Genomic DNA, 25,870 nt, shown 5'->3' on the forward strand with positions numbered 1-25,870 from the left:
CTACTCCGCGATCACGATCTTGACCTCGGCGTCCGCTGCGTCCGTCGCCTCGTTCGGGGTGACGAACCAGTGGGTGACCTCGCCGTCGGCGAGGTCGGTGGCGACCTCGCCGGCCGGGATGACCGAGAGGGCGCCCGCGGTGGCGGAGGCCAGGAACTCGAGCATGGCGGCGCGGCCGGAGGCGGCGGTGGTGTACGTGGTCGACTCGTAGTCGATGCCGTACTCCTCGCGGACATGCTCGGCCCGGGCGAGCGCCTCGGTCTGAGTGATCGCGAGGACACCGTCGCCGGTCGGGACGACGAAGGCCGGGTGGTCTTCGCCGAGCGGACGAACCCGGTCCGCGTAGGAGACCGGGTGCGACGGCGCCGCGACCAGGTCGGCCTGCATGTCCGCCGGGACCAGCCAGCGAATCGGGCTGTCCGGCACCGACTTCGACCCGATGCCGAAGGTGGCTCCGGCACCGGCCAGGTCGTCGGCGGCGAGATCACCGGCGAACAGCAGTGCCGCACCGGCCTTCTGCACCGCCCAGGCCGCGACGACCGCGTCCAGCGACCGCGGCAGCGCCAGCGCGACGATGTCGCCCGGCCCCGCACCCCGATCGATGAGCACCCGCGCCAGCTGCGAGGAGCGTCGATCCAGGACGTGGTACGCGATTTCGTCGCCGTCGGCGAGCAGCGCGGGCGCCTCCGGATCCTCCTCGACCACCTCGGCGAGCACCTTCGCGACCGTGTGCGCGCCGACGCGACCGGCCGGCTCCGGCGCGGAAGTGCCTGCGGTGATCCCGGATTCGACGAGCAGGCGGGCCCGCTCACCGGCATCGAGGATGTCGATGTCGCCGACGAGTCCGTCCGGATCACCGAGCAGCGCCTCCAGCACCCGGACCAACCGCGCGGACATGATCTCCACCTCGTCGGCGGAGAACCGGCTGCCCAAGTACTTGAGCGTCAGCTCGATGGTCGCCTCGGCGGTCACCAGCAGCGTCAGCGGGTAGTGCGTGGCGTCGTTGACGCCGACACCGGTCACCGACATGCCGTCGATGGAGCTGGCGGCCGAAATAGCCTCCTTGTCCATCGGATACGACTCGAACACCAGCAGCGTGTCGAACAGCGATCCGGTGCCCGTCACCCGCTGGATGTCGGTGAGCCCCACGTAGTGGTGCTCGAGCAGATCGGCCTGATCGTGCTGCAACCGCTCCAGCAGCTTGCCGATGGTCTGGCGGTCATCGATCCGCAACCGCACCGGCAGCGTGTTGATGAACAGGCCGACCATCGACTCCACGCCCGGCAGTTCGGCCGGCCGCCCGGAGACGGTGGCGCCGAACACCACATCGCCACGCCCGGTGAGCCGTCCGAGCAGAATGCCCCAGGCCGCCTGCACCAGCGTGTTCACCGTGACGCCCAATTCGGCGGCGTGCTTGGTGAGTTGGCGCGTGCGGTCGCTGTCTAGCTCGGTGACCAGCTTGCCGATCTCGTACTGCTCGGCCGAACGCGGTTGCGGCGCAAGCTGAGTCGGCTCGCTCACCCCGTCGAGCGCGGTCGCCCAGGCGCGCAGCGAGGCCTCGCGGTCCCGACCGGCCAGCCAGCCGAGGAAGTTGCGATACGAGGCCACCCGCGGCAGCGCGGCCTGATCGCCGCGAACCGCGTACAGCACCAGCAGATCCCGCATGAGCAGCGGCATCGACCAGCCGTCCAACAGGATGTGATGGGTGGTGATGGCCAGGTGCCACTGGCTCTCGCCGGTGCGGAACAGGGTGAACCGCAGCAACGGCGGCGTCGCCATGTCGAAGTGCGTCGCCTGGTCGGCCGCGACCTGCCTGCGCAGCTCCGCGGTCCGCTCATCCGCGGCCAGCGCGGTGAGATCCACCTCGCGCCACGGCGCCTCGATCCGGTCGAGCACGACCTGCACGGCCTGCCCGTCGGAGTCGGTGACGAACGCGGTCCGCAGGTTCGGGTAGCGGTCGATGATGCCCTGTGCGGCCGCGTGCAACCGCTCGACGTCCAGCGTGCCGCCGAGATCGACCACGGCCTGCATGGTGTACACGTCGACCGTGGCCTGGGTCATCATCGCGTGGAACAGCAGACCCGACTGCAACGGCGAGAGCGGCCACACCTCGGACAGCTCCGGGTAGCTCCGTTCCCACAGCTCGATGTCGGTCTGCCGAACCCGCACCAGCGCCATGTCGGACGGGGTGAGGCCACCCGCGTCCGGCCGCTTCGCGTGCGTGGCCAGCGCGGTGAGCGCGGCCACCCAGTGGTCGGCGAACTCCTGCACCTGCTCCTTGCTCAGCAGCCCGGCCGGGAACGCGAACGCCGCGCCCAGCTCGGGACCGTCCGCGCCGTCGGTGACGATCGCGTTGATGTCGATCGTCGCGTTGGCGGGCATGTCCAGATCCATGTCGCCGTCGAGCTGGCCGAGATCCGACACCGGCACCCAGCCGATCTCGGCGAGCTGCTCGGGGATCTCCCCGGCCGACATACGACCCAGGTAGTTGAAGCTGATCTGCCCCGCCGCACCCAGCCGCTGGCCGGTCGCCGGGTTCAGGTGCCGCAGCAGGCCGTAACCGAGCCCCTTGTCCGGCACCGCGAGCAGTTGCTCCTTGATCGACTTCACGATCTCGCCGAGCGCGGCGCCACCGGCGAACGCGTCGGACAGATCGGCGCCGCCCAGATCGAGCCGTACCGGGTAGGCCGTGGTGAACCAGCCGACCGTGCGCGAAAGATCCGCGCCCGGAACGACTTCCTCTTCACGGCCGTGTCCCTCGAGCTTCACGAGCGCGGCGGAACCGGTGCCGCGCCAGCGCGCGACCGCCATGGCCAGCGCGGACAGCAGCCCGTCGTTCACCCCGCCGCGGTAGAGGCCGGGGATCGCGGTGAGCACCGCGTCGGTGACCTCGGCGGGCAGCGTGACCTCGACCCGTTCGACCGTGGCGAAGGTATCCACCGCCGGATCGAACGGACGCGACCCGAGCAACGGATCCGGCGTCGTCGAAACCTGCTGCCAGAACGGCAGTTCCGCGACCCGCCGCGGCGAGGTCGCCGCCTCGGCCAAGCTGTGCGCCCAGCGCCGCATCGAGGTTCCGTTGGCGGGCAACGCGACCTGCTGACCGGCGGCCAGCTGCGACCACGCCACCGCGAAGTCCGGAATCAGGATGCGCCACGACACACCGTCGACCACGAAGTGGTGCGCGACGATGAGCAGCACATCCCGCCGCTCGCTGCGCCCAATGGCGGCGTCCGCGGGTCCCTCCGTGGTTACGCGCGCTGCCTCCTCCGGGCCTTCCGCTCCCGCCGCGTCGAACGCAAACCAGATGAACTGCGCCATCACGGCATTCGCCGGATCCAGGCGGCCGAGCGCGGCGTCGAACGCCGCGCTGCCAACCCGCTTCAGCTCCGCGTCGTCCACGTCGGCGGCCAGCTCGACCCGATGCACCAGCGCATCCACGTCGACCGCACCGGTCGCCAGCGCCTCGAACGCCCACTGATCGTCGGTGCGGCGCAACCGAGTCCGCAGCACGTCGTGGTGATCGAACACCGCCGCGATGGTCCCGACGAGCGTCGCCCGGTCGATGCCGTCCGGCAGGCGCAGCGCCATCGTCTGCGAGAAACGGTCGTAGGACGAGCCACTCGCGAGGATCTGCGTCATGATCGGCGTCAGCGGTATCTCGCCGACCCCGCCACCCGGCAGCTCCTCCAGTGTGACCTGTTCGGTGCCCGCGCCGAGCGTGGCGACCTCGGCCAGCGAGGCCACACTGCGCCGCTCGAACACGTCGCGCGGGGAGAACACCACGCCGCGCGCCTTGGCCCGCGACACCAGCTGGATAGAGAGGATGCTGTCGCCGCCGAGCGCGAAGAACGAGTCGTCCAGGCCGATCTGCTCGACCCCGAGCACCTCGGCGAACACCTCGGCGATGACCGCCTCGACCTCGCTGGCCGGCGCCCGGAACTCGCGCGGCGCGAGCACCGGCTCGGGCAGCGCCTTGCGGTCGAGCTTGCCGACCGGGGTCAGCGGGATCTCGTCGAGCACCATGATCGCCGACGGCACCATGTGCGGCGGCAGGCTGCGCGAAGCGTGCTCGCTCAGACGGGCCGTGTCGATCTCGTGGCCGGGCACCGCGAGCACATAGGACACCAGAATCGTGGCGCCCGCCGCGGTTTCCTTGCCGAGCGTGATCGCGAACTCGACGTCCGGATGGGCCGCGAGCACGGTGTCGATCTCGCCGAGCTCGATGCGGAAGCCGCGGATCTTCACCTGGAAGTCCGAGCGCCCGACGTAGTCCAGTTCCCAGCGCACCTCGGGCACCGCGGCATTACCCGCGCGCTCGCCCGGCTCGGCGAACCAGCGCACCACGTCACCGGTGCGGTACATCCGCGCGCCCTCGTTGCTCCACGGGTTGGCGACGAACCGCTCAGAGGTGAGGTCGGGGCGGTTGTGGTAGCCCCGCGCCACCGCGCCACCGGCGAGGTAGAGCTCGCCCGCGACGCCCGGCGGCACCGGGTTGAGCCGGTTGTCCAGCACCAGCGCCGACATGCCGCGCACCGGCAGACCGATGGTGACGTGCCGGCCCGGGGTCAGGCTCGCGTAGGACGAGATGATCGTCGTCTCGGTCGGACCGTAGGCGTTGAAGTACTTGCGGCCCGGGTACCACTTGGCCAGCAGCTCCGGCGTGGTGACATCGCCACCGACGGAGGCGACTTCGAGCGCCTCCATGCCGGCCGGATCCACCGTGCCGAGCACGGCGGGCGTGATGATCGTGTGCGTCACCCGCTCCGTGCGCAGCAGCTCGGCCAGATCCGGGCCGCCGATGATGGTCGACGGCACGATCACCAGCGTCGCGCCGGTGTACGCGGCACACAGCCATTCGAGCACCGACGGGTCGAAGCTCGGCGAGCAGATGTGCAGGAACCGGTGGTGCGCCTCGAGCTGGTACAGGTCGGTAGCGACACCGACCAGGCCACCCATGCCCGCGTGGGTCACGGTGACGCCCTTGGGCATACCCGTCGAACCCGACGTGTAGATGACATACACCGGGTGCCGCATGGCCAGCGAGGAGATCCGGTCCGCGTCGGTCACCGAGTCCGGCGACTTGGCCTCGATCAGCTCGCCGAGCGCCGGATCGTCCAGGCGCAGCCATTCGACGTCGCGCGGCAGCCGATCCACGTGCTCGGTCGCGGTGATACCGATGACCGCGCCGGAGTCGTTGATCATGTGCCGCATGCGGTCTTCGGGGTAGGTCGGGTCGACCGGCACGTGCGCGCCGCCCGCCTTCGCCACCGCCCAGAACGCCGCGACCATCTCGTAGGAACGCGGGAACGACAGCGCCACAATGCGTTCCGGACCGACGCCGCGTTCGATCAGCACCCGCGCCAGCCGCGAGGAGTACTCGTCGAGCTCGCGGTAGGTGATCGACCGGCCCTGGTAGCGGACCGCGATCTGCTCCGGGTTCAGCTTGGCGCCGCGCTGCAACAGATCCGGCAGCAGCCCGGTGGCCATCACGTCTTCGCCGTGCACGTGCGTGAGCAGTTCGTACTCGTCCGCGTCGAGCAGCGGCAGGTCACCGATCGGCAGGTCGCGTTCGGTCGCGATGGCCTCGAGCAGGCGGGTGAACCGCTGCGCGAACACCTCGACCGTGGCGTCGTCGAACAGGTCACGGGCGAAGGAGAACTCGGCGTACATGCCCGCGTCGTCGGCGGTGGCGGCTTCCCGAATCGTCAGGGACAGATCGAACTTCGCCGTGTCGACGTCGAAATCGACCGCGCTGACGTGCAATCCGGGCAGCTCGAAGCTCGTCTCCGGCAGATTCTCGAACGAGAGCGCCACCTGGAACAGCGGGTGCCGCGCGGTCGAGCGCTCCGGGTTGAGCAGTTCCACCAGCCGCTCGAACGGCAGGTCGGCATGCGCGAACGCCTGCAGATCCGCGTCCTTGGTCCGGGCCAGCAGCTCGCCGAAGGTGAGGTCGCCCTCGACGTGCGAGCGCAGCACCAGCGTGTTGACGAACATGCCGATCACGTCGTCGAGTTCGGCCTCGCCACGACCCGCGATCGGCGTGCCGATGGCGATGTCGTCGGTGCCGGACATCCGCGCCAGGAACAGCGCGAGCGCGGCGTGCACCAGCATGAACATGGTCGCGTTCTGTTCCCGCGCGATCTCGGTGAGCCTGCGGTGCAGCTCGCCGTCGATCGGGAACACCACGCGGCCACCGGCGAACGACTGGGTGGTCGGCCTGGTCCGGTCGGCGGGCAGGTTGAGCTCGTCCGGCAGGCCGGCCAGCGCGGCCCGCCAGTACTCGGCCTGCTGGGAGATCAGGCTGGCCGGATCGGCCTCGGAGCCGAGCACGTCGCGCTGCCAGAGGCTGAAGTCCGCGTACTGCACCGGCAGCGGCGCCCAGCCCGGCGGCACCCCGTTGGAGCGGGCCGCGTAGGCGAGCATCACGTCGCGGGTCAGCGGGCCCATCGACCAGCCGTCCGCGCTGATGTGATGCACAACGAAGACCAGCACGTATTCGCCGTCGCTGATCCGGAACAGCTTGGCCCGCAACGGGATTTCCGCGGTCACATCGAACCCGGCGGCGATCACGTCCACGATCCGCTGCTGAATGTCTTCGACGGCAACGTTTTCCGGCGTCAGGTCCGGCACCGACTGCTCGGCGGTCAGGATCACCTGGCTCGCCGCACGCCCCTGCTCCGGGTACACCGTGCGCAGCGTCTCGTGCCTGGCGATGACGTCGGCGACCGCGTCTTGCAGCGCGGTGACATCGAGGTCGCCGGTCAGCCGCACGGCGACCGGGATGTTGTTGACCGCCGAGGCGACGTCGAACTGGTTCAGGAACCACATCCGCTGCTGCGCCAGCGACAGCGGAATCTGTTCCGGGCGCGGGCCCGCCACCAGAGCGCGGCGGCCACCGGCACCGGCGTGCTGTTCGACCTTCACGGCCAGGCCGGACACGGTGGACGCCTCGAACAGGGTGCGCACCGGCACCCGCGCGTCGAGCGCGGCGCCGATCCGGGCGGCGACCTGGGTGGCCAGCAGCGAGTTACCGCCCAGACCGAAGAAGTCGTCATCGGCACCGACCTGATCGACACCGAGCACCTCGGCGAACACCGAAGCCACGATCTCCTCGATCGGCGTCGACGGCGCACGGAAAGCCTGCGCCTCGAACTCCGGCTCCGGCAACGCCTTCCGATCCAGCTTGCCGTTCACGTTCAGCGGCAACGCATCCAGCACCACGAACGCCGCGGGCACCATGTATGACGGCAGGCCGTCGATGAGCGCCGACTTCACCTGTGCGACATCGACATCGCCGTTCGACGCCGCCAGGTACGCGACCAGGCGATCGCCGGTCTTCGGGTCGGACTTGGCGACCACCGCCGTCTGCGCGATCTCCGGCAGCGCCAGCAGCGCGGCCTCGATCTCACCCAGCTCGATCCGGAAACCACGGATCTTCACCTGGAAATCGGTGCGGCCCCGGTACTCCAGCTCACCGGAGGCCTTCCACGCCACCAGGTCACCAGTGCGATACATCCGCGCACCGGTCTGGAACGGGTTGGCCACGAACCGATCCGCGGTCAGATCCGCACGACCGAAGTACCCACGCGCCAGCTGCGCACCGGCCAGGTACAGCTCACCGGCGACACCGGCAGGGACCGGCCGCAGTCGCGAATCCAGCACGAAGACCTGGCTGTTCCACTCCGGCAGGCCGATGGGCACCGAGGTCTCGTCCGCCCTGGTCACCCGATGGCTGGTGATCGAGACGGCGGCCTCGGTCGGGCCGTAGAGGTTGAACAGCTCGGTCCGCGAGTGTTCACGGACGAACCGCTGCGCCAGCGCACCCGGCAGCGCCTCACCGATCGCCAGCACCCGCCACAGCGAGGTGGGGAAGTCACCGGCGGTGAGTGCGTCGAGCATCGACGGCACCACATGCAGCGTGGTCACCCATTCACGAGCCATCAACTCGTTGAGGTACGCGGGATCCTGATGCCCATCCGGCGCGGCGATAACCAAACGGCCACCACACACCGCCGCCGACCAGAACTCCCACACCGAAAGATCGAACGTCGCAGCAGTCTTCAGCAAAATCGCATCAGCCGCATCCAGACCGAACTCGGTCACCTTCCACTGCAACTGATTCGCAATCGCCGCATGCGAAACCGCAACACCCTTGGGGCGACCCGTCGAACCCGACGTGAAAATCACATACGCCGTGTTCTCCGGACGCAACGGCGAAACGCGATCGGCGTCGGTGACCGGCGAGGCGTCCAGTCCGTCGAGATCGAGTTCATCGATCCGCACCACAGGCGCGACATCGGCGCTGAACGCGGCATCGGCATTGGTCAGCACACACACCGGTGCCGCCGTCTCGAGAATGTAGCTCGTCCGCTCGGCCGCCTGCGCCGGATCCACCGGCACATACGCACCACCGGACTTCGCCACCGCATACATCGCCACGATCAGATCCACCGAACGACGGAAAGCCAAAGCAACCCGCGACTCCGGCCCGACCCCCACCGAGATCAGATGCCGCGCAAGACGATTCACCCGCGCATCGAGATCGCCGTAGGTGATCGACGCGCCGTCCTCGGTGACCAGCGCGACTTCCTTCGGCCCGGCCGCCACCGACGCGTCGAGCAGCGATACCAGCGTTGCCGCCGAGTCGACAGCGTTGTCGGTCGCGTTGCGACCCGTCACCAGCTGCGTCCGCTCCGCGTCCGCGAGCAGTTCGATGTCGCCGACCGCGGTGCGCGGCGCGGCGATGATCTCCCCGATCAGGCGCGCGAACCGATCGACGAAGCCCTGCACCGTGTCCCGCTCGAACATGTCGGTGGCGTAGGTGAAGAACCCGGTGATGCCCTCGGGCTCGCCGGCGTCGCTGTATCGGTCGGTCGCGATCAGGTGTAGATCGAACTGCGAGAGCGCCGTGTCGATGTCCAGGCCGGCCACGGTCAGCCCCGGCAGTTCCAGCCCGGCCTGCGCCAGGTTCTGGAACGAAAGACCCACCTGGAACAGCGGATGCCGCGCCGTGGAGCGCACCGGGTTGAGCACCTCGACCAGACGCTCGAACGGCACATCCGCGTTGGCGAACGCCTGGATGTCGGTCTCGCGTTGCCGCGCAAGCAGTTCGGTGAACGGCTCGCCCGCATCGATCCTGCTGCGGAACACCAGCGTGTTGACGAACATGCCGATCAGGTCGTCCAGCACGGCCTCGCCACGGCCCGCCATCGGCGTGCCGATGGCGATGTCGTCGGTGCCCGAGAGCCGGGCCAGCAGCACCGCGAGCGCGGTGTGCACGACCATGAACAGCGTCGCGCCCTCGGTGCGGGCCAGCTCGATCAGCGCCTGATGGGTCTGCGCGTCGATGCGCAGCTCGACCTTGCCGCCGGCGAAGGACTGCACCGCGGGACGCGGCCGATCCGACGGCAGATCCAACTGATCCGGCAGTTCCGCCAGCGCGTCGCGCCAGTAGGCGACCTGCTTGGACGCCAGCGACTCCGGATCGTCCTCGCTGCCGAGCAGCTCGCGCTGCCAGATGCTGTAGTCCGCGTACTGCACCTCGAGCGGCGCCCAGTTCGGTGCCTCGCCGGCCGAGCGGGCGGCGTAGGCGATCATCAAATCGCGGGTCAGCGGGCCGACCGACGAGCCGTCACCGGAGATGTGGTGCACCACCATGGCGAGGACGTATTCCACGTCCGGTGTCCCGGGAGCGGAGCCTGCGGAGCGACCCGAAGAGCCGGCCTCCGATTCCGCTGTCTCCCCGGCGATCTGGAACAGCGCGACCTTCATCGGCACCTCGGTGGTGACGTCGAACATCGTCGACGTCAGTGCCACCACGGCGGATTCGATCTGCGCGGGCGCGACCACGCGCACCTCCAGCCGCGGCACGGCCTGGGCCGGCGGCAGGATCACCTGCACCGGACCGCTGTCGGTCTGCGGGTAGATGGTGCGCAGGATCTCGTGCCTGCTGACCAGGTCCGCGATCGCGGCACGCAGCGCGGCCACGTCCAGGGCACCGGTGAGCCGCACCGCGATCGGCACGTTGTAGGCCGCCGACTGGGTGTCGAACCGGTTGAGGAACCACATGCGCTGCTGCGCGAGCGAGAGCGGAATGTGGTCCGGCCGCTGGCCTGCCGTGAGCGCCCTGCGGCCGCCCGCGTCGGCGTGCTGCTCGACCCGGACCGCCAGCGCGGCGACGGTCGAGGCCTCGAACATCAACCGGACCGGCACCCGCGTGTTCAGCGCCTCACCGAGACGCGCCGCGACCTGCGTGGCCAGCAGCGAGTTACCGCCCCAGGCGAAGAAGTCGTCGTCGAGGCCGAGTCGCTTCGATTCCGCCCCTTCGCGATCCGAGATCCGCAGCACGTCGGCGAAGGTGTTCGCGACGATCTGCTCGATCGGCGTGACCGGCGCGCGGAACACCGCCTTCTCGAAGGTGGGCTGCGGCAACGCCTTACGGTCCAGCTTGCCGTTGGCGTTGAGCGGCAACGCGTCCAGCTGAACCAGCACCGAGGGCACCATGTACGACGGCAGCTCGGCGGCGAGCGCGGCCTGCAGTCCGCGCTTGTCGAGCTGGCCGGACCGCGGCACCACGTAGGCCACCAGGCGGTCGCCGATGCTCGGATCGGTGTGCGCGAGCACGGCGGCCGCGGTGATCGCCGGCTGCCGCAGCAGCGCGGCCTCGATCTCGCCGAGCTCGATGCGGAAGCCGCGGATCTTCACCTGGAAGTCGGTGCGGCCACGGTAATCCAGCTCCCCGGAGGCGTCCCACGCCACCAGGTCGCCGGTGCGGTACATGCGCTCGCCCGCCGCGCCGAACGGATCGGCGACGAACCGGTCGGCGGTCAGCTCGGGCTTGCCGAAGTAGCCGCGCGCCAATTGCGCACCGGCCAGGTACAACTCGCCGGAGACCCCGACCGGCACCGGCCGCAGCCTGGCGTCGAGTACATAGACGCGGCTGTTCCATTCCGGCGCGCCGATCGACACCGACAGCTCGTCGGCGTCGGTGACCAGGTGGCTGGTGATGGACACCGCGGCTTCGGTCGGGCCGTACAGGTTGAAGAGCTCGGCGTCGTTGTCGCGGCGGAACCGCTGCGCGGTCGCGGCCGGCAGCGCCTCACCGATGGCCAGCACCCGGCGCAGCGAAGGCGTCAGGCGGCCTGCGGATTCGGTGAGCAGCGAGTCCAGCATCGACGGCACCACGTGCAGCGTGGTGACGCCGGTCGAGCGCATCAACTCGTTGAGGTAGGCCGGATCGCGATGGCCGTCGGCCGCCGAGATCACCAGGCGCCCACCGGATGCGGCGGCGGTCCAGAACTCCCACACCGAGAGGTCGAACGTGGCCGCGGTCTTCAGCAGGATCGCGTCGTCCGCGCCGAGGCCGAAGGTCGCGATCTCCCACTGCAATTGGTTAGCGATCGCGGCGTGCGGCACCGCGACACCCTTGGGCTGACCGGTCGAGCCGGAGGTGAAGATCACGTACGCGGTGTTCGCCGGGGTCAGCGTGCCGCGGCGTTCGGTCGCGGTCACCGGGCTCGGCGCGAGCACGGTCAGGTCGAGCGCGTCGATCTGCACGGTTTCGGTTGCGGCGGTACGGAATCCGTCCCGGCCGGTGGTCAGCACGCAGACCGGTGCCGCGGTAGCCAGGATGTAGTCGGTGCGCTCGGCCGGCTGATCCGGATCGATCGGCACATACGCCGCACCGGATTTCGCCACCGCGTACATGGCGACCACGAGATCGGCGGACCGGCGGATGGCCAGCGCCACCCGGTCCTCCGGGCCGACGCCGCGCTGGATCAGGTAGCGGGCCAGGCGATTCACCCTGGCGTCCAGCTCGGCGTAGGCGAGCTCCTGCTGACCGGTGGGCTCGTCGGCGACGAGCGCGACCGCGTCCGGCGTCGCGGCCACCGCGGCGTCGAGCAGCGACACCAGCGTCGCGGCCCGGTCGACCTCGTGTGCGGTGTCGTTCCAGGTGCCGAGGATGCGGGTGTGCTCGTCCTCGGCCAGCAGGTCGATCTCGCCCACCGGCAGGGTGGCGTCGGCGACCACGGCGTCGAGCACGCGCACGAAGCGATCCGCGAAGCCCTGGACCGTGTCCTCGTCGAACAGGTCGATGGCGTAACCGAATTCGGTGATGATCTCGGCCGGCGTACCGTCCTCGGCGTAGCGGTCGTACAGCGTGACGTGCAGGTCGGTCTTGGCCAGCTGCGAGTCGAAGTTGACCGCGCTCACCGACAGACCCGGCAGTTCGAAGGTGGTCTCGGCCAGGTTCTGGAACGAAAGACCCACCTGGAACAGCGGATTGCGCGCGGTGGAGCGGACCGGGTTGAGCACCTCGACCAGGCGCTCGAACGGCACGTCGGCGTTGGCGAACGCCTCCAGGTCGCGTTCCTTCACGTCGGCGAGCAGGTCGGCGAACCGGTCGCCCGGCGCCACCCTGGTCCGGAAGACCAAGGTATTCACGAACATACCGATCAGGTCGTCGAGTTCACGCTCGCCGCGACCCGCGATCGGGGTGCCGACCGCGATGTCGTCGGTGCCGGACAGCCGCGAGAGCAGCACGGCGAGTGCGGCGTGCACCACCATGAACAGCGATGCGTTGTTGGCCCGCGCCAGCTCGTGCAGGCGGGCGTGCCGTTCCGGGGAGATCTCGAAGCGAATCGCCTTGCCGTGGAACGACTGCGCCGGTGGGCGCGGCCGGTCGGCGGGCAGTTCCAGCTGATCCGGCAGCCCGGCCAGCGCGCTCTGCCAGTAGGCGACCTGCTGGGCGGCCAGGGATTGCGGGTCGTCCTCGGAACCGAGCACCGCGCGCTGCCACAGCGCGTAGTCGGCGTACTGCACCGGCAGCGGAAGCCACTGCGGCACATCGCCTTGCACGCGCGCCACATAGGCGGCCATCACGTCGCGGGCCAGCGGGCCCATCGAGGAGCCGTCGGCCGCCACGTGGTGCACGGTGAACGCGAGCACGTGCTCGTCCGCGCTGATCCGGAACAGCGCCACTGCGAGCGGCACCTCGACGGTGACGTCGAAGGTGGTCAGCGCGAACGCGATGACCGCGTTGAGCAGATCGGCCTCGGTGACATCGACCGGGGTGAGCGCGGCCGCGGACTGCGCCGCGGGGCGGATCACCTGGTGCGGCCCCTCGGCGGAACGCGGGTAGGTGGTGCGCAGCACCTCGTGCCTGCCGAACACATCGCCGATCGCCTGCTCCAGCGCCGCGACATCCAGCGCGCCGGACAACCGCACGGCCAGCGGGATGTTGTCGACCGCCGAAGTGGTCGTGTCGAACTGGTTGAGGAACCAGTAGCGCTGCTGGGCCGGCGACAGCGGGATCCGCGCGGGGCGCTCCCCCGTCTCCAGCTTCGGCCGCTGCCTGCCGGACCCGGCATTGCGCTCGACCTGGGTGGCCAGCGCGGCCACCGTCGACGCCTCGAACAGGTCGCGGACCGCCAGGCGGGTGTCCAGCGCGGCGCCGAGCCGCGCCGTCACCTGGGTGGCCAGCAGCGAGTTACCGCCGAGTTCGAAGAAGTCGTCATCCAGGCCGACCCTGGCTACGCCGAGCACGTCGCCGAAGGTGCCTGCGACGATCTCCTCGATCGGGGTGGACGGCGCGCGGAACACCTTGGCCTCGAACACCGGCGCGGGCAGCGCCTTGCGGTCGAGCTTGCCGGAGGCGTTGAGCGGGAACGCTTCGAGCACCACCAGGGCCGACGGCACCATGTACGCGGGCAGCTCGCCGCCGAGTTCGGCGCGCACGCCGTCGAGGTCGATCGCCTGACCCGCGGTGGGGACGACATAGCCGACCAGCTGGTCGCCGAGGCGGTCGTCCGAGCGCACCACCACCACGGCCTGTGCGATGGAATCCAGTGTGGTGAGCGCGTTCTCGATCTCACCGAGCTCGATCCGCAGGCCACGCAGCTTCACCTGGAAGTCGGTGCGGCCCAGGTACTCCAGCTCACCTGTCGCGGTCCAGGTGACGAGGTCACCGGTGCGGTACATGCGCTCACCATCGGCGCCGAACGGATTGGCCACGAACCGATCCGCGGTCAGCTCCGGACGCGCGACATAGCCGCGAGCCAGTTGCGCGCCGGCGAGGTACAGCTCACCGGCGACACCGACCGGCACCGGGTGCAGGCGCGAATCCAGCACGTACACCTGGGTGTTGAACACCGGGGCGCCGATCGGCACGGACACCGCGTCGGCCTCGTCCACCTCGTGGAAGGTGACGTCGACGGCGGCCTCGGTCGGGCCGTACAGGTTGTGCAGGCGCGCGCCGGTCAGCTCCTGCATCCGCTGCGCGGTGGCCGCGGGCAGCGCCTCACCGGAGGCGAAAACGTTGACCAGACTGGTGCATTCGTCCGCGCGCTGCTCGGCGACGAACACCGAGAGCATGGACGGCACGAAGTGCGCGGTGGTGACTGCTTGCTCGGTGATCACCTGCACCAGGTAGCCGGGATCACGGTGACCGTCCGGCTTCGCGACGACCAGGCGGGCGCCGACCTGCAAGGGCCAGAAGAACTCCCACACCGACACATCGAACGTGGCGGGCGTCTTCTGTAGCACCACATCGGTACGTTGCAAGTCATACTCGGCCTGCATCCACACCAGGCGGTTGACGATCGCGCCGTGGCTCACCGCCACACCCTTCGGCCGACCAGTCGAGCCAGAAGTGAAGATGACATACGCGGTATTGGACGGGCGCAACGGCGCACGACGATCCGCATCGGTCACCGGCGAATCCGAGTACTTCGACAGGTCCAGGCCATCGATCTCAACGGCAGCCGTCTGACCCGCATCGAACTCATCGCGCGCGGTGGTCAACACGCAGACCGGTCGCGCGGTCTCGAGCACGTAGTGGGTGCGTTCAGCCGGGTGGTCGGGATCCAGCGGCACGTAGGCACCGCCGGCGACGCTGACCGCGTACATACCGACGACCAGGTCGATCGAACGCCGCATACCGAGAGCGACCATCGCGTCCGGGCCGACACCCAGCGAGATCAAATGCCGCGCAAGACGATTCACCCGCGCCGAGAACTCGGCATAGGACAGACCCGTCCCCTCGAACGTCAACGCGGTCGCGTCCGGCGTCCGCGCGACCTGCGCCTCGAACATCGACACCAACGTCGCCGACTCATCCACCGCGTGCGCGGTGTCGTTCCAACGCGCAACGACCTGTGCGTGCTCGGCCGAGTCCAGCAGTTCGACATCGCCGATCGCCACGGACGGATCCGCGACGACGGCGGTGAGCAGCCGGACGAGCCGTTCCGCGACCCGGGCGATCGTGTCCGCGTCGAACATGTCCGTCGCGTAGGCGAATTCGGCGGTCATGCCGTCGGCCGAGCCCTCGGCGTCGAACCGGTCGGACAGGCTCAGGTGCAGATCGAACTTGGCCGTCACCACGTCCAGCGGCACCCCGGCGACCTCGAGACCGGGCAGCTCGAACGAGGCCTCCCCGGTGTTCTGGAACGACAGCATGACCTGGAACAGCGGGTGTCTGGCCTGCGAGCGGGCCGGGTTGAGGATCTCGACCAGACGCTCGAACGGCAGGTCCGCGTGCCCGAAGGCGGCCAGGTCGCGATCCTTCGTGCGGGCGACCAGGCCGGCGAACGTGGCCGCGGGATCGACCTCGGTACGCAGCACGAGGGTGTTGACGAACATGCCGATGGCGTCGTCGAGCACGGCCTCGCCGCGACCCGCGACCGCGGTGCCGATGGCGATGTCGTCGCTGCCGGACAACCGGGCGAGCAGCGCGGCGAACGCGGCGTGCACCACCATGAACAGGCTCGCGCCGTGCTCTCTGGCCAGCGCGTTCAGCTCACGCAACAGCTGCGCGTCGAGCGAGAACTCGTACACCCCACCGCGATTGGACGCGACGGCGGGCCGTGAGCGGTCCGACGGCAGGTCGAGCTGATCAGGCAGCCCGGCCAGGCCGGCGGACCAGTAGGCGACCTGCTGCGCGATCAGCGAGGACGGATCGTCCTCGGAGCCGAGGGTTTCCCGCTGCCACAGCGCGTAGTCGGCGTACTGCACCGGCAGTGGCGGCCAGGCCGGGGCGTCGCCGCGCGAGCGGGCCGCATAGGCGATCATCACGTCGCGGGCCAGCGGCCGGACCGACCAGCCGTCGCCGGAGATGTGGTGCACCACGAAGACCAGCACGTGCGTATCGGGCTGCGAGCCGTCCATCGACCCGGCCACCCGGAACAGCTGGGCGCGCACCGGCACCTCGGCGGTGACGTCGAAGCCGGTCAGCACCAATTCGCTGACCCGGTCCTGGATTTCGGTCTCGGACACCTCGATCGGGGTCAGGTCGATGGTTTCCTGCCCGGCGGGCAGCACGACCTGAACGCCTTGGCCGTCGGCGGTTTCCGGGTAGACAGTGCGCAGCACCTCGTGCCGGTCGACCACGTCGGCGACCGCTTGACGCAGCGCGTCGGTGTCGAGCGAGCCGGTGAGCCGCACGGCCAGCGGGATGTTGTTGACCGCCGAGTCGGTGTCGAACCGGTTGAGGAACCACATCCGCTGCTGGGAGAGCGACAGCGGAATCCGGGCCGGACGCGGTCCTGCGACGAGTTCGCGGCGACGCCCGGTGCCCTGGTGCACCTCCATCCGGGCGGCCAGCGATGCCACGGTCGGCGCCTCGAACAGCATCCGCACCGGGACGCGGGTGTCCAGTGCCGCGCCGAGCCGGGCGACCACCTGGGTGGCGATGAGCGAGTTGCCGCCCAGTTCGAAGAAGTCGTCGTCGATGCCGACGGCGCGTTCGCCATCGGTGCCGGTGAGGCCGAGCACCTCGGCGAAGGTGTTCGCCACGATCTCTTCGATCGGGGTGGACGGGGCGCGGAATTCCCTTGCCTCGAAGGCGGGTTCGGGCAGCGCGCGCCGATCCAGCTTGCCGTTCGGGTTGAGCGGCATGGCGTCGAGCACCACGAGCGCGGCCGGGACCATGTAGGACGGCAGGCGGCCGGACAGGTGGGCGCGCAGCTCGTCCACGTCCACCGTCGCGCCGCCGGCCGGCACCACATAGCCGACCAGCTGGTCGCCGGTATGCGCGTCCGAGCGCACCATGGCCACCGACTGGGCCACCGAATCGTGTGCGGTGAGCGCGGTTTCGATCTCGCCGAGTTCGATTCGCAGGCCGCGCAGCTTCACCTGGAAGTCGGTGCGGCCGATGTAGACGATGGCGCCGGTGTCGTCGCGGGTGACCAGGTCACCGGTGCGGTACATCCGGGCGCCGCCGGCGCCGAACGGGTTGGCCACGAAGCGATCCGCGGTCAGGTCGGCGCGGCCGAAGTAGCCGCGCGCCAGCTGTGCGCCGGCCAGATACAGCTCACCGGCGACACCGGAGGGCACCGGCTTCAGCCGGGCATCCAGCACGTAGGCCTGGGCGTTCCATACCGGAAGACCGATGGGCACCGCGCCGGTGACGTCCTCGGCCACCGGGCCGTGCGTGGCGTGCACGGTGAATTCCGTCGGACCGTAGAGGTTGTACAGCTCCGCCGAACTGACCCGCCGGATCGCCTCGACCGCCTCGGCGGTGAACGCCTCACCGGCCACGAACAGCGTCCGCAGCGAGGCGAGCGCGTCGCTGCCACCGGTGACGTCGACATTGCCGGCGAACACGGTGAGCATCGACGGCACGAACGAGGTCATGGTGACGCGTTCGGCGGCGATCACGTCCGCGAGGTACTGCGGATCGCGATGCCCGTCCGCACTCGCGACCACGATGCGGCCGCCGGTGGTCATCGGACCGAACAGCTCCCACACCGACACGTCGAACGTGGCGGGCGTCTTGAACAGCACGATGTCGTCGGCGCCGATGCCGTATTCGCCGGTGATCCAGCGGATCTGGTTGACCACGGCGGCGTGCGGCACCGCGACGCCCTTCGGGCGACCGGTCGAGCCGGACGTGAAGATCACATACGCCGGATGCTGCGGCAGCAGCGGCGCGATCCGATCAGCGTCGGTGACCGGCTCGTCCGAGTAGCCGGACAGGTCCAGCTCGTCGATCGACAGCACGGTCCGCCCGTCGGCCTCGAACGCGTCGCGGGACGTGGTCAGCACACACACCGGATCCGCTGAATCCAGTACGTAATTCACCCGATCGGCGGGCTGGTCGAGGTCGAGCGGCACGTAACCGCCGCCGGCCTCGTGCACGGCGTACGCGGCGACCACCAGGTCGACCGAGCGCCGCAGGCCGAGGGCGACCAGCGACTCGGGGCCGACGCCGGCCTCGATCAGCTTGTGCGCCAACCGATGCACGCGAGCGCTGAACTCGGCGTAAGTAAGCGAGCTGCCGGTCGGATCTACGACCGCGATGGTGTCCGGGGTGGCCGCGGCCTGGTTCGCGAACTCGGCGACCAGTGTGCTCGGCGCACCGAGATCACGCGCGGTGTCGTTCCAGGCGCGCAGCGCCTGCTCGGTCTCCCGCTCGTCCAGCAGCGTGATATCGCCGATCGGCCGATCCGGTTCCGCCGCAAGCGCTCCCAGCAGGCGGGTGAACCGCTGTCCGAGCTCCGCCATCGTCTCCGGATCGAAAAGATCCGTGGCGTAGATGAATTCGGCGCTGATCCCGGCCGGCGCCGCGTGCGCGCCGTTCGCCGCGTGCGTCGCGTTCTTCTCCGACAGCGTCAGTTGCAGATCGAACTTCGCGGTGTCGATCGGCAATTCGACGCCGCTGACCGTCAGCCCCGGCAGTTCGAGGCTGTTCTGGCCGAGGTTCTGGAACGAGAGCAGCACCTGGAACAGCGGATGCCGCGCCTGCGAGCGGGCCGGGTTCAGGATCTCGACCAGCCGCTCGAACGGCAGGTCGGCGTGTCCGAACGCCGCGATATCGGTGGCGCGCACCGTGCGCAGCAGGTCGGTGAACGTCGCGCCGCTGTCGATCGGGGTGCGCAGCACCAGCGTGTTGACGAACATGCCGATCAGGTCGTCGAGCGCGCGCTCGCCACGACCGGCCACCGGGGTACCGATGGCGATGTCGTCCTCGCCGGAGAGGCGGGCCAGCAGCACGGCCAGCGCGGTATGCGTGACCATGAACAGCGTCGCGCCCCGGGTGCGGGCGAGTTCGGTGAGCCTGGCGTGGGTTTCGGCGTCGATCTCGAAGCTGTGCGTCGCGCCGCGACCGGAGGCGACCGCGGGCCGTGGCCGGTCGGTCGGCAGGTCGAGCTGATCGGGCAGTCCGGCCAGCGAGTTCGACCAGTACGCGATCTGCTGGGCGATCACCGATTCCGGATCGTCCTCGTCGCCGAGGACGGCACGCTGCCACAGCGCGAAGTCGGCGTACTGCACTTCCAGTGGCCGCCAAGCGGGTTCGCCGCCCTCGACGCGAGCGCCGTAGGCGGTCATCACATCCCGGGTGAGCGGGCCCATGGAGAAGCCGTCGGCCGAGATGTGGTGCACCACCAGGGCGAGAATGTGCTCGGTCGGGCTGACCTCGAACAATCTGGCCCGGAACGGGACCTCGGTGGTGACGTCGAACGCAGTCAGCACCAGCTCGGAAAGCCGTTGCGGCAGTTCGGCCTCGGTCACGTCGAAGGGCGCGAGATCCGGGATCACCTTGGCGGTGGGCACGGTCACCTGATGCGCGGCCCCGTCCACCTCCGGGTAGAAGGTGCGCAGCGACTCGTGCCTGGCCAGCACGTCGGCGACGGCGATCTGCAACGCCTGCCGGTCCAGCAGACCGGACAGCCGCACCGCGGCCGGGATGTTGTCCACCGCCGAGTCCGGATCGAACCGGTTGAGGAACCACATGCGCTGCTGCGCCAGCGACAGCGGCACCCGGTCGGGTCGCTGCTGCGGCGCGAGGGCCGCCCGCGCACCGGCGCCGGTATGGGTCTCCGCCCGGGCCGCGAGCGCGACCACCGTGGACGCCTCGAACAATTCCCGGACCCCGAGGTCGGCGTCCAGCGCGGCGGACAGCCGCGCGGCGACCTGGGTGGCGGTCAGCGAGTTACCGCCGAGCGCGAAGAAATCGTCGTCCAGGCCGACCCGATCCAGGCCGAGCACCTCGGCGAAGGTCGCCGCGACGATCTCCTCGACCGGCGTGGTCGGCGCGCGGAACACCGCGGCCTCGAACACCGGCGCGGGCAGCGCCTTGCGGTCGAGCTTGCCGGAGGCGTTGAGCGGGAACGCGTCGAGCACCAGCACCACCGACGGCACCATGTACGCGGGCAGCCGCTCGGCCAGGTCCTCGCGCAGGAGCTCGGTGTCCACCCGGACGTTCGGCGCGGGAACGACATACGCGACGAGCTGATCGCCGGTGTGCTGATCGCCGCGGACCACCACCACCGACTGGGCGACCTCGTCCAGCGCCGTCAGCGCCGTCTCGATCTCACCGAGCTCGATCCGCAGACCACGCAGCTTCACCTGGAAGTCGGTGCGGCCCAGGTACTCCAGCTCGCCCGTCGCGCTCCACGCGACCAGGTCACCGGTGCGGTACATGCGCTCGCCGGTGGCACCGTACGGGTTGGCCACGAACCGGTCGCTGGTCAGATCCGGGCGCGCGACATACCCGCGGGCCAGCTGAGTGCCCGCCAGATACAGCTCACCCGCGACGCCCACCGGAACCGGCCGCAGCCGCGAATCCAGCACGTACACCTGGGTGTTGAACACCGGCGCACCGATCGGCACCGTGTCGGTGTCGGAGTCGATGACCTCGTGGAACGTGACGTCGACCGCGGCCTCGGTCGGACCGTAGAGGTTGTGCAGCGCCGCACCGGTCAGCTCCCGCAGGCGATGCGCCGGCTTGGGCGGCAGCGCCTCACCGGAGGCGAACACCAACCGCAGCGAATCGCACTGCGCCGCAGCACCATCGGCGACGAACACGGCGAGCATCGACGGCACGAAGTGGGTGACGGTGATCCGCTCGCCACTGATGACCTCGGCCAGGTACGCCGGATCCCGATGCCCGTCGGGCTTCGCGACCACCAGTCGCGCACCGATCTGCAAGGGCCAGAAGAACTCCCACACCGACACGTCGAACGTGGCCGGGGTCTTCTGCAACACCGCGTCCGCGGCGTTCAGCTGGTAAGCGGACTGCATCCATACCAGGCGGTTGACGATCGCCGCGTGCGCGACGCCGACGCCTTTGGGCCGACCGGTCGAACCGGAGGTGAAGATCACGTACGCGGTGTTCGACGGGCGCAACGGCGACCGGCGATCCGCGTCGGTGATCGCGGCCTCGGACAACCCGCTCAGATCGAGCAGGTCGATCCGCACCTGTGCGGTATCGATGTCCAGGTCGGTACCCGAGGTCAGCACGCACACCGGATCTGCCGTGGCCAGAATGTATTCCGTGCGCTCGGCCGGATGATCCGGATCCAGCGGCACGTACGCGCCACCGGCGACGGCGACCGCGTACATGCCGACGACGAGATCGATCGAGCGCCGCATACCGAGCGCCACATACGATTCCGCGCCCACACCGCGGGCGATCAGCCAGCGGGCCAGCTGGTTCACCCGACCGGCGAACTCGTCGTAGGACAGATGTGTCCCCTCGAAGCTCAGCGCGGTCGCCTCGGGTGTGCGCGCGACCTGGTCGTAGAACATCGAGACCAGCGTCGCGGCCGAATCCACCTCGTGCGCGGTGTCGTTCCAACCGGCCACCACCAGCTCGCGCTCGGTGGCGTCGAGCAGCTCGATATCGCCCACCGGCACCGTCGGTTCGGTGGTGATCGCGGTCAGCACCCGGATCAGGCGATCGGCGATGCGCCGCACGGTCTGCTCGTCGAACAGGTCACGCAGGTAGCCCGCGCGGACCCGCAGCTTCGAGTCCAGCTGGGCGATCAGCGTCAGCGGGTAGTGCGTGGCATCGGCCGCGTCGAGGCCGACGACCGCCATGCCGTCGATGTCGGAGGCCTGCGCTTGCAGCCCCTCGGCATCCACCGGGTAGGACTCGAACACCACGAGCGTGTCGAACAGCCCGCCGATACCCGCGGCGGACTGGATGTCGGCGAGGCCGACGTAGTGGTGATCGAGCAGATCCGCCTGCTCGCCCTGGGTCCGGGCGAGCAGCTGCTGCGCGGACTCGGCCGGGTCGAAGCGCACCCGCACCGGCACGGTGTTGATGAACAGGCCGACCATCGACTCCACGCCGGACAGATCCGCCGGGCGCCCGGACACCGTGGTACCGAACAGCACGTCGTCGCGGCCGGTCATCCGGCCGATCAGGATGCCCCACGCGGTCTGCAGCACGGTGTTCGGCGTGACGCCGAGCGAACCGGCCAGCGCGGTGAGCCGCGCGGTGGCCTGCTCGCCGAGCTCGAAGAAGTACTCCCCGGACAGCGCGGTGATCTCACGTCCGGCATCCGGCCGGGCCAGCAGTGTCGGCTCGGTGACCCCGCGCAGCGCGTTCGCCCACGCCGCGACCGAGGCCGAATGATCCTGCTGCGCCGTCCATTCCAGGAAGTGCCGGTAGGACCGCACGGCGGGCAGCACGCTGGTGTCCGCGTGCGCCGCGTAGAGCACCAGCAGGTCCTGCATGAGCAGCGGCATGGACCAGCCGTCGAGCAGGATGTGGTGGTTGGCCACCACGAACTGCCAGCGGTCGCGCGCCACCTGGATCAGGGTGAACCGGATCAGCGGCGGCTCGGTCAGATCGAAACGCTCGGTGCGATCCGCGGCGATCAGGTCGTCACCGTTGCCCTGCTCGATCCGGTCGTGCTCGGACCAGGCGACCCGGACGCTGTCCAGGACCACCTGCACCGGGCTGCCGTCGCGATCGGTGACGAACGCGGTGCGCAGGTTCTCGTAGCGGTCGACCAAAGCCTGTGCGGCCGAACGCAACCGGGCCGCGTCCACCCGTCCGGTGAGGGTGAGCACCGCCTGCGCGGTGTACACGTCCACCGAGGTGGCGGCGAGCCTGGCGTGGAACAGCAGACCGGCCTGCAGCGCGGACAGCGGCCAGACGTCGGCCAGGTTCGGGAAGCGCCGCTCCCACCCGTCGATATCGCCTTGCGTGCTGCGCACCAGGGCGAAGTCGGACGGCGTGTGACCGCCCGTGCCGGTCGAATTGGCGTGCCGGGCAACCGCTTCCAGCGCGGTCGTCCACAGCTCGCCGAACTCGCGGACGGCGGCGGCGTCGAGCAGGGTCGAGGGGTAGCCGATGTTCGCGGTCAGCTTGTCGCCGGTGACGATCGCGTTGATGTCCAGCGGCGCCATCGCGGGCATGTCCGCGTCGTAGGCCCCGCCCAGCGCGCCCAGCTCGGCGGCCGGGATCCAGCCGAAGCCGCGCAGCGACTCGGGCACGTCTCCCTCGGACACCCGGCCGAGGTAGTTGAAGCTCACCTGGCCGGGCAGCTCGACCGGCAGCTCGGCGGCGGTCTCCGGGTTCAGGTAGCGCAGCAGGCCGTAGCCGACGCCCTTGTCCGGCACCGCGAGCAGCTGCTCCTTGATCGCCTTGACCGCTTGGCCGAGCGCGGGTCCACCGGCCAGCGCGGCATCGATGTCGATGCCGGACAGGTCGAAGCGGACCGGGAAGATCGCGGTGAACCAGCCGACGGTGCGGGACAGGTCCGCGCCGGGCACGATGTCCTCTTCACGGCCGTGGCCCTCCAGGCGGATGAGCAGCGAATCGCCGCGGGCGCCCGCCCGGCGTGCCCGCCATTTCGCGGTCGCCAGTGCCAGCGCGGTGAGCAGGCCGTCGTTCACGCCGCCGTGGAACAGCGCGGGCACCTTGGTCAGCAGCGCCTTGGTGACCTCGGCGGACACCTCGACCTGGAGCTTCTCGATGACACCCGAGGTGTCGACGGCCGGGTCCATCGGCCGCTCGGTGAGCAGCGGATCGGCCGCGTCGACCACCGAACGCCAATGCTCGAGTTCGGCGACCCGCTCGGCACTGCGCGCCTCCCGTTCGAGGGCGTGCGCCCAAGCGCGCATCGAGGTGGCCGGCGCGACCAGCTCGGGCTGCTGCCCCGCGGTGCGCTGGCCCCAGGCCGCGACGAAGTCCGGCACCAGGATGCGCCAGGAGACACCGTCGACCACCAGGTGGTGACCGACGACGATCAGTCGTCCGGCGCGTTCGCCGCTCGACGGCTCCAGCCAGACGAACCGGATTACCACGCCCGCAGCGGGATCCAGCAGATCCAGCGAGGAATCCAAAGCGGCCGAAGCGATCTCGATCAGCTCGGCATCATCGATACCGGCGTCGAAGGTGTGGTGGTCGACCAGCGCGTCCACCTCGACCGTGCCGGCGGCGGCGGTTTCGAGAATCCACTCGCCGTCGACCTGCCGCAGGCTCGACCGCAACATGTCGTGGCGGTCGATGACCGCGCCGACGGTCGCGACGATGCCCGCCCGGTCGATGCCGACCGGCAGCTCCAGCGCGAGGGTCTGGTTGAACCGCCCGAACGAACCGCGTCGCTCGGCCATGAACCGCACGACCGGGGTCAGCGGCATCGTGCCGACGCCACCACCGGGCAGCTCGGCCAGCACCACGGCCGAAGCCGCTGCGGCGTCGGCGGTTTCGGCGACCGCGGCCAGCCCGGCCACGGTGCGCTGCTCGAAGACGTGCCGCGGCGTGAACACCACGCCGCGCGCCTTGGCCCGCGACACCAGCTGAATGGAGACGATGCTGTCGCCGCCCAGTGCGAAGAACGAATCGTCGACGCCGACCCGCTCCACGCCGAGCACCTCGGCGAACACCTCGGCGATGGTCTGCTCGACCGGCGTGCGCGGCGCCCGGAACACGACCTCGGTCGCGAACACCGGCTCCGGCAACGCCTTCCGGTCCAGCTTGCCCACCGGGGTGAGCGGCACCCGATCGATCACCATGATCGCCGACGGCACCATGTAGGCGGGCAACCGGTCCTCGACGTGCGCGGTCAGCGCCGCGACATCGATCGAACGACCTTGCGCCGCAACCACATAGGCGACCAGCGAGGTAGCGCCCGCGGAACTCCTGTGCCCAACGGTGACCGCGAAGTCGACGTTCTCGTGCGCCGCGAGGGCCGCGTCGATCTCGCCGAGTTCGATTCGGAAACCGCGCACCTTCACCTGGAAGTCGGACCGGCCGACGTATTCGACCTCACCGGTGCGGGTCCAGCGGACCACGTCACCCGTGCGGTACATCCGGCCCCCGGCGACATACGGATTCGCCACGAACCGGTCCGCGGACAGCCCGGCCCGCGCGTGGTAGCCGCGGGCCAGCTGGATGCCCGAAATATAGAGCTCACCCGCGACACCCACCGGAACGGGCCGGAGCTGGGCGTCCAGGATCAGCGACTGCATGCCGCGGGTCGGGCCGCCGATGGTGACCAGATCGCCCGGCGTCAGCGGGTCGCTGATGTTGGTCATGATGGTGGTCTCGGTCGGGCCGTAACCGTTGTGGAAGCGTCGCCCGGAACCGTCCGGCGCGCCACCCCACTTGGTCACCAGATCGGCCGGGACCGCCTCGCCACCGGCCACGATCACCCGCATGCCGGCCAGCGCGGCCGGATCCAGCGAGGCGAGCACCGACGGCGTGATGAACGCGTGCGTGACCCGCTCGGCACGGATCAGTTCGGCCAGTTCCTCGCCGCCGTACACGCCGGGCGGGCAGACCACGAGGGCACCACCGCGGCCGATCGCGAGCAGGAACTCGAGGATCGACGCGTCGAAGCTCGGCGACGCGAAATGCAGTGCGCGCGTAGACGAGTCGACGTCGTACCGGGCGTTCTGCTCATCCCGGAAGTTGGCCAGACCGGCATGCGTGACCACGACGCCCTTGGGCACGCCGGTGGAACCGGAGGTGTAGATGACGTAGGCCGGATGTTCCGGCCGCACCGGACGCACGCGCTCGGCGTCGGTGATCGCGCCGGCGTCGACGCCGGACAGATCCAGTTCGTCGAGCACCAGCCATTCGACCGAGTCCGGCAGGTCGCCGCGCACGGACGTCACGGTCAGGCCGACC

General features: G+C 69.9%; 1 protein-coding gene (only partly in view). It reads right to left on the minus strand.

Annotated elements, in window-relative coordinates:
* A protein-coding gene (locus tag ACFYO1_RS20020; protein WP_387232891.1) for a non-ribosomal peptide synthase/polyketide synthase crosses the window boundary here: on the minus strand, nt 1-25,870 show its 3' portion. It continues 17,810 nt past the right edge of the window; 25,870 of the gene's 43,680 nt are visible here — the last part of the coding sequence; its start codon lies beyond the right edge, outside the window — the gene reads right to left on this strand; the stop codon is at nt 1-3.

This window comes from Nocardia sp. NPDC006044 (assembly GCF_042871115.1).
Taxonomy (GTDB): domain Bacteria; phylum Actinomycetota; class Actinomycetes; order Mycobacteriales; family Mycobacteriaceae; genus Nocardia.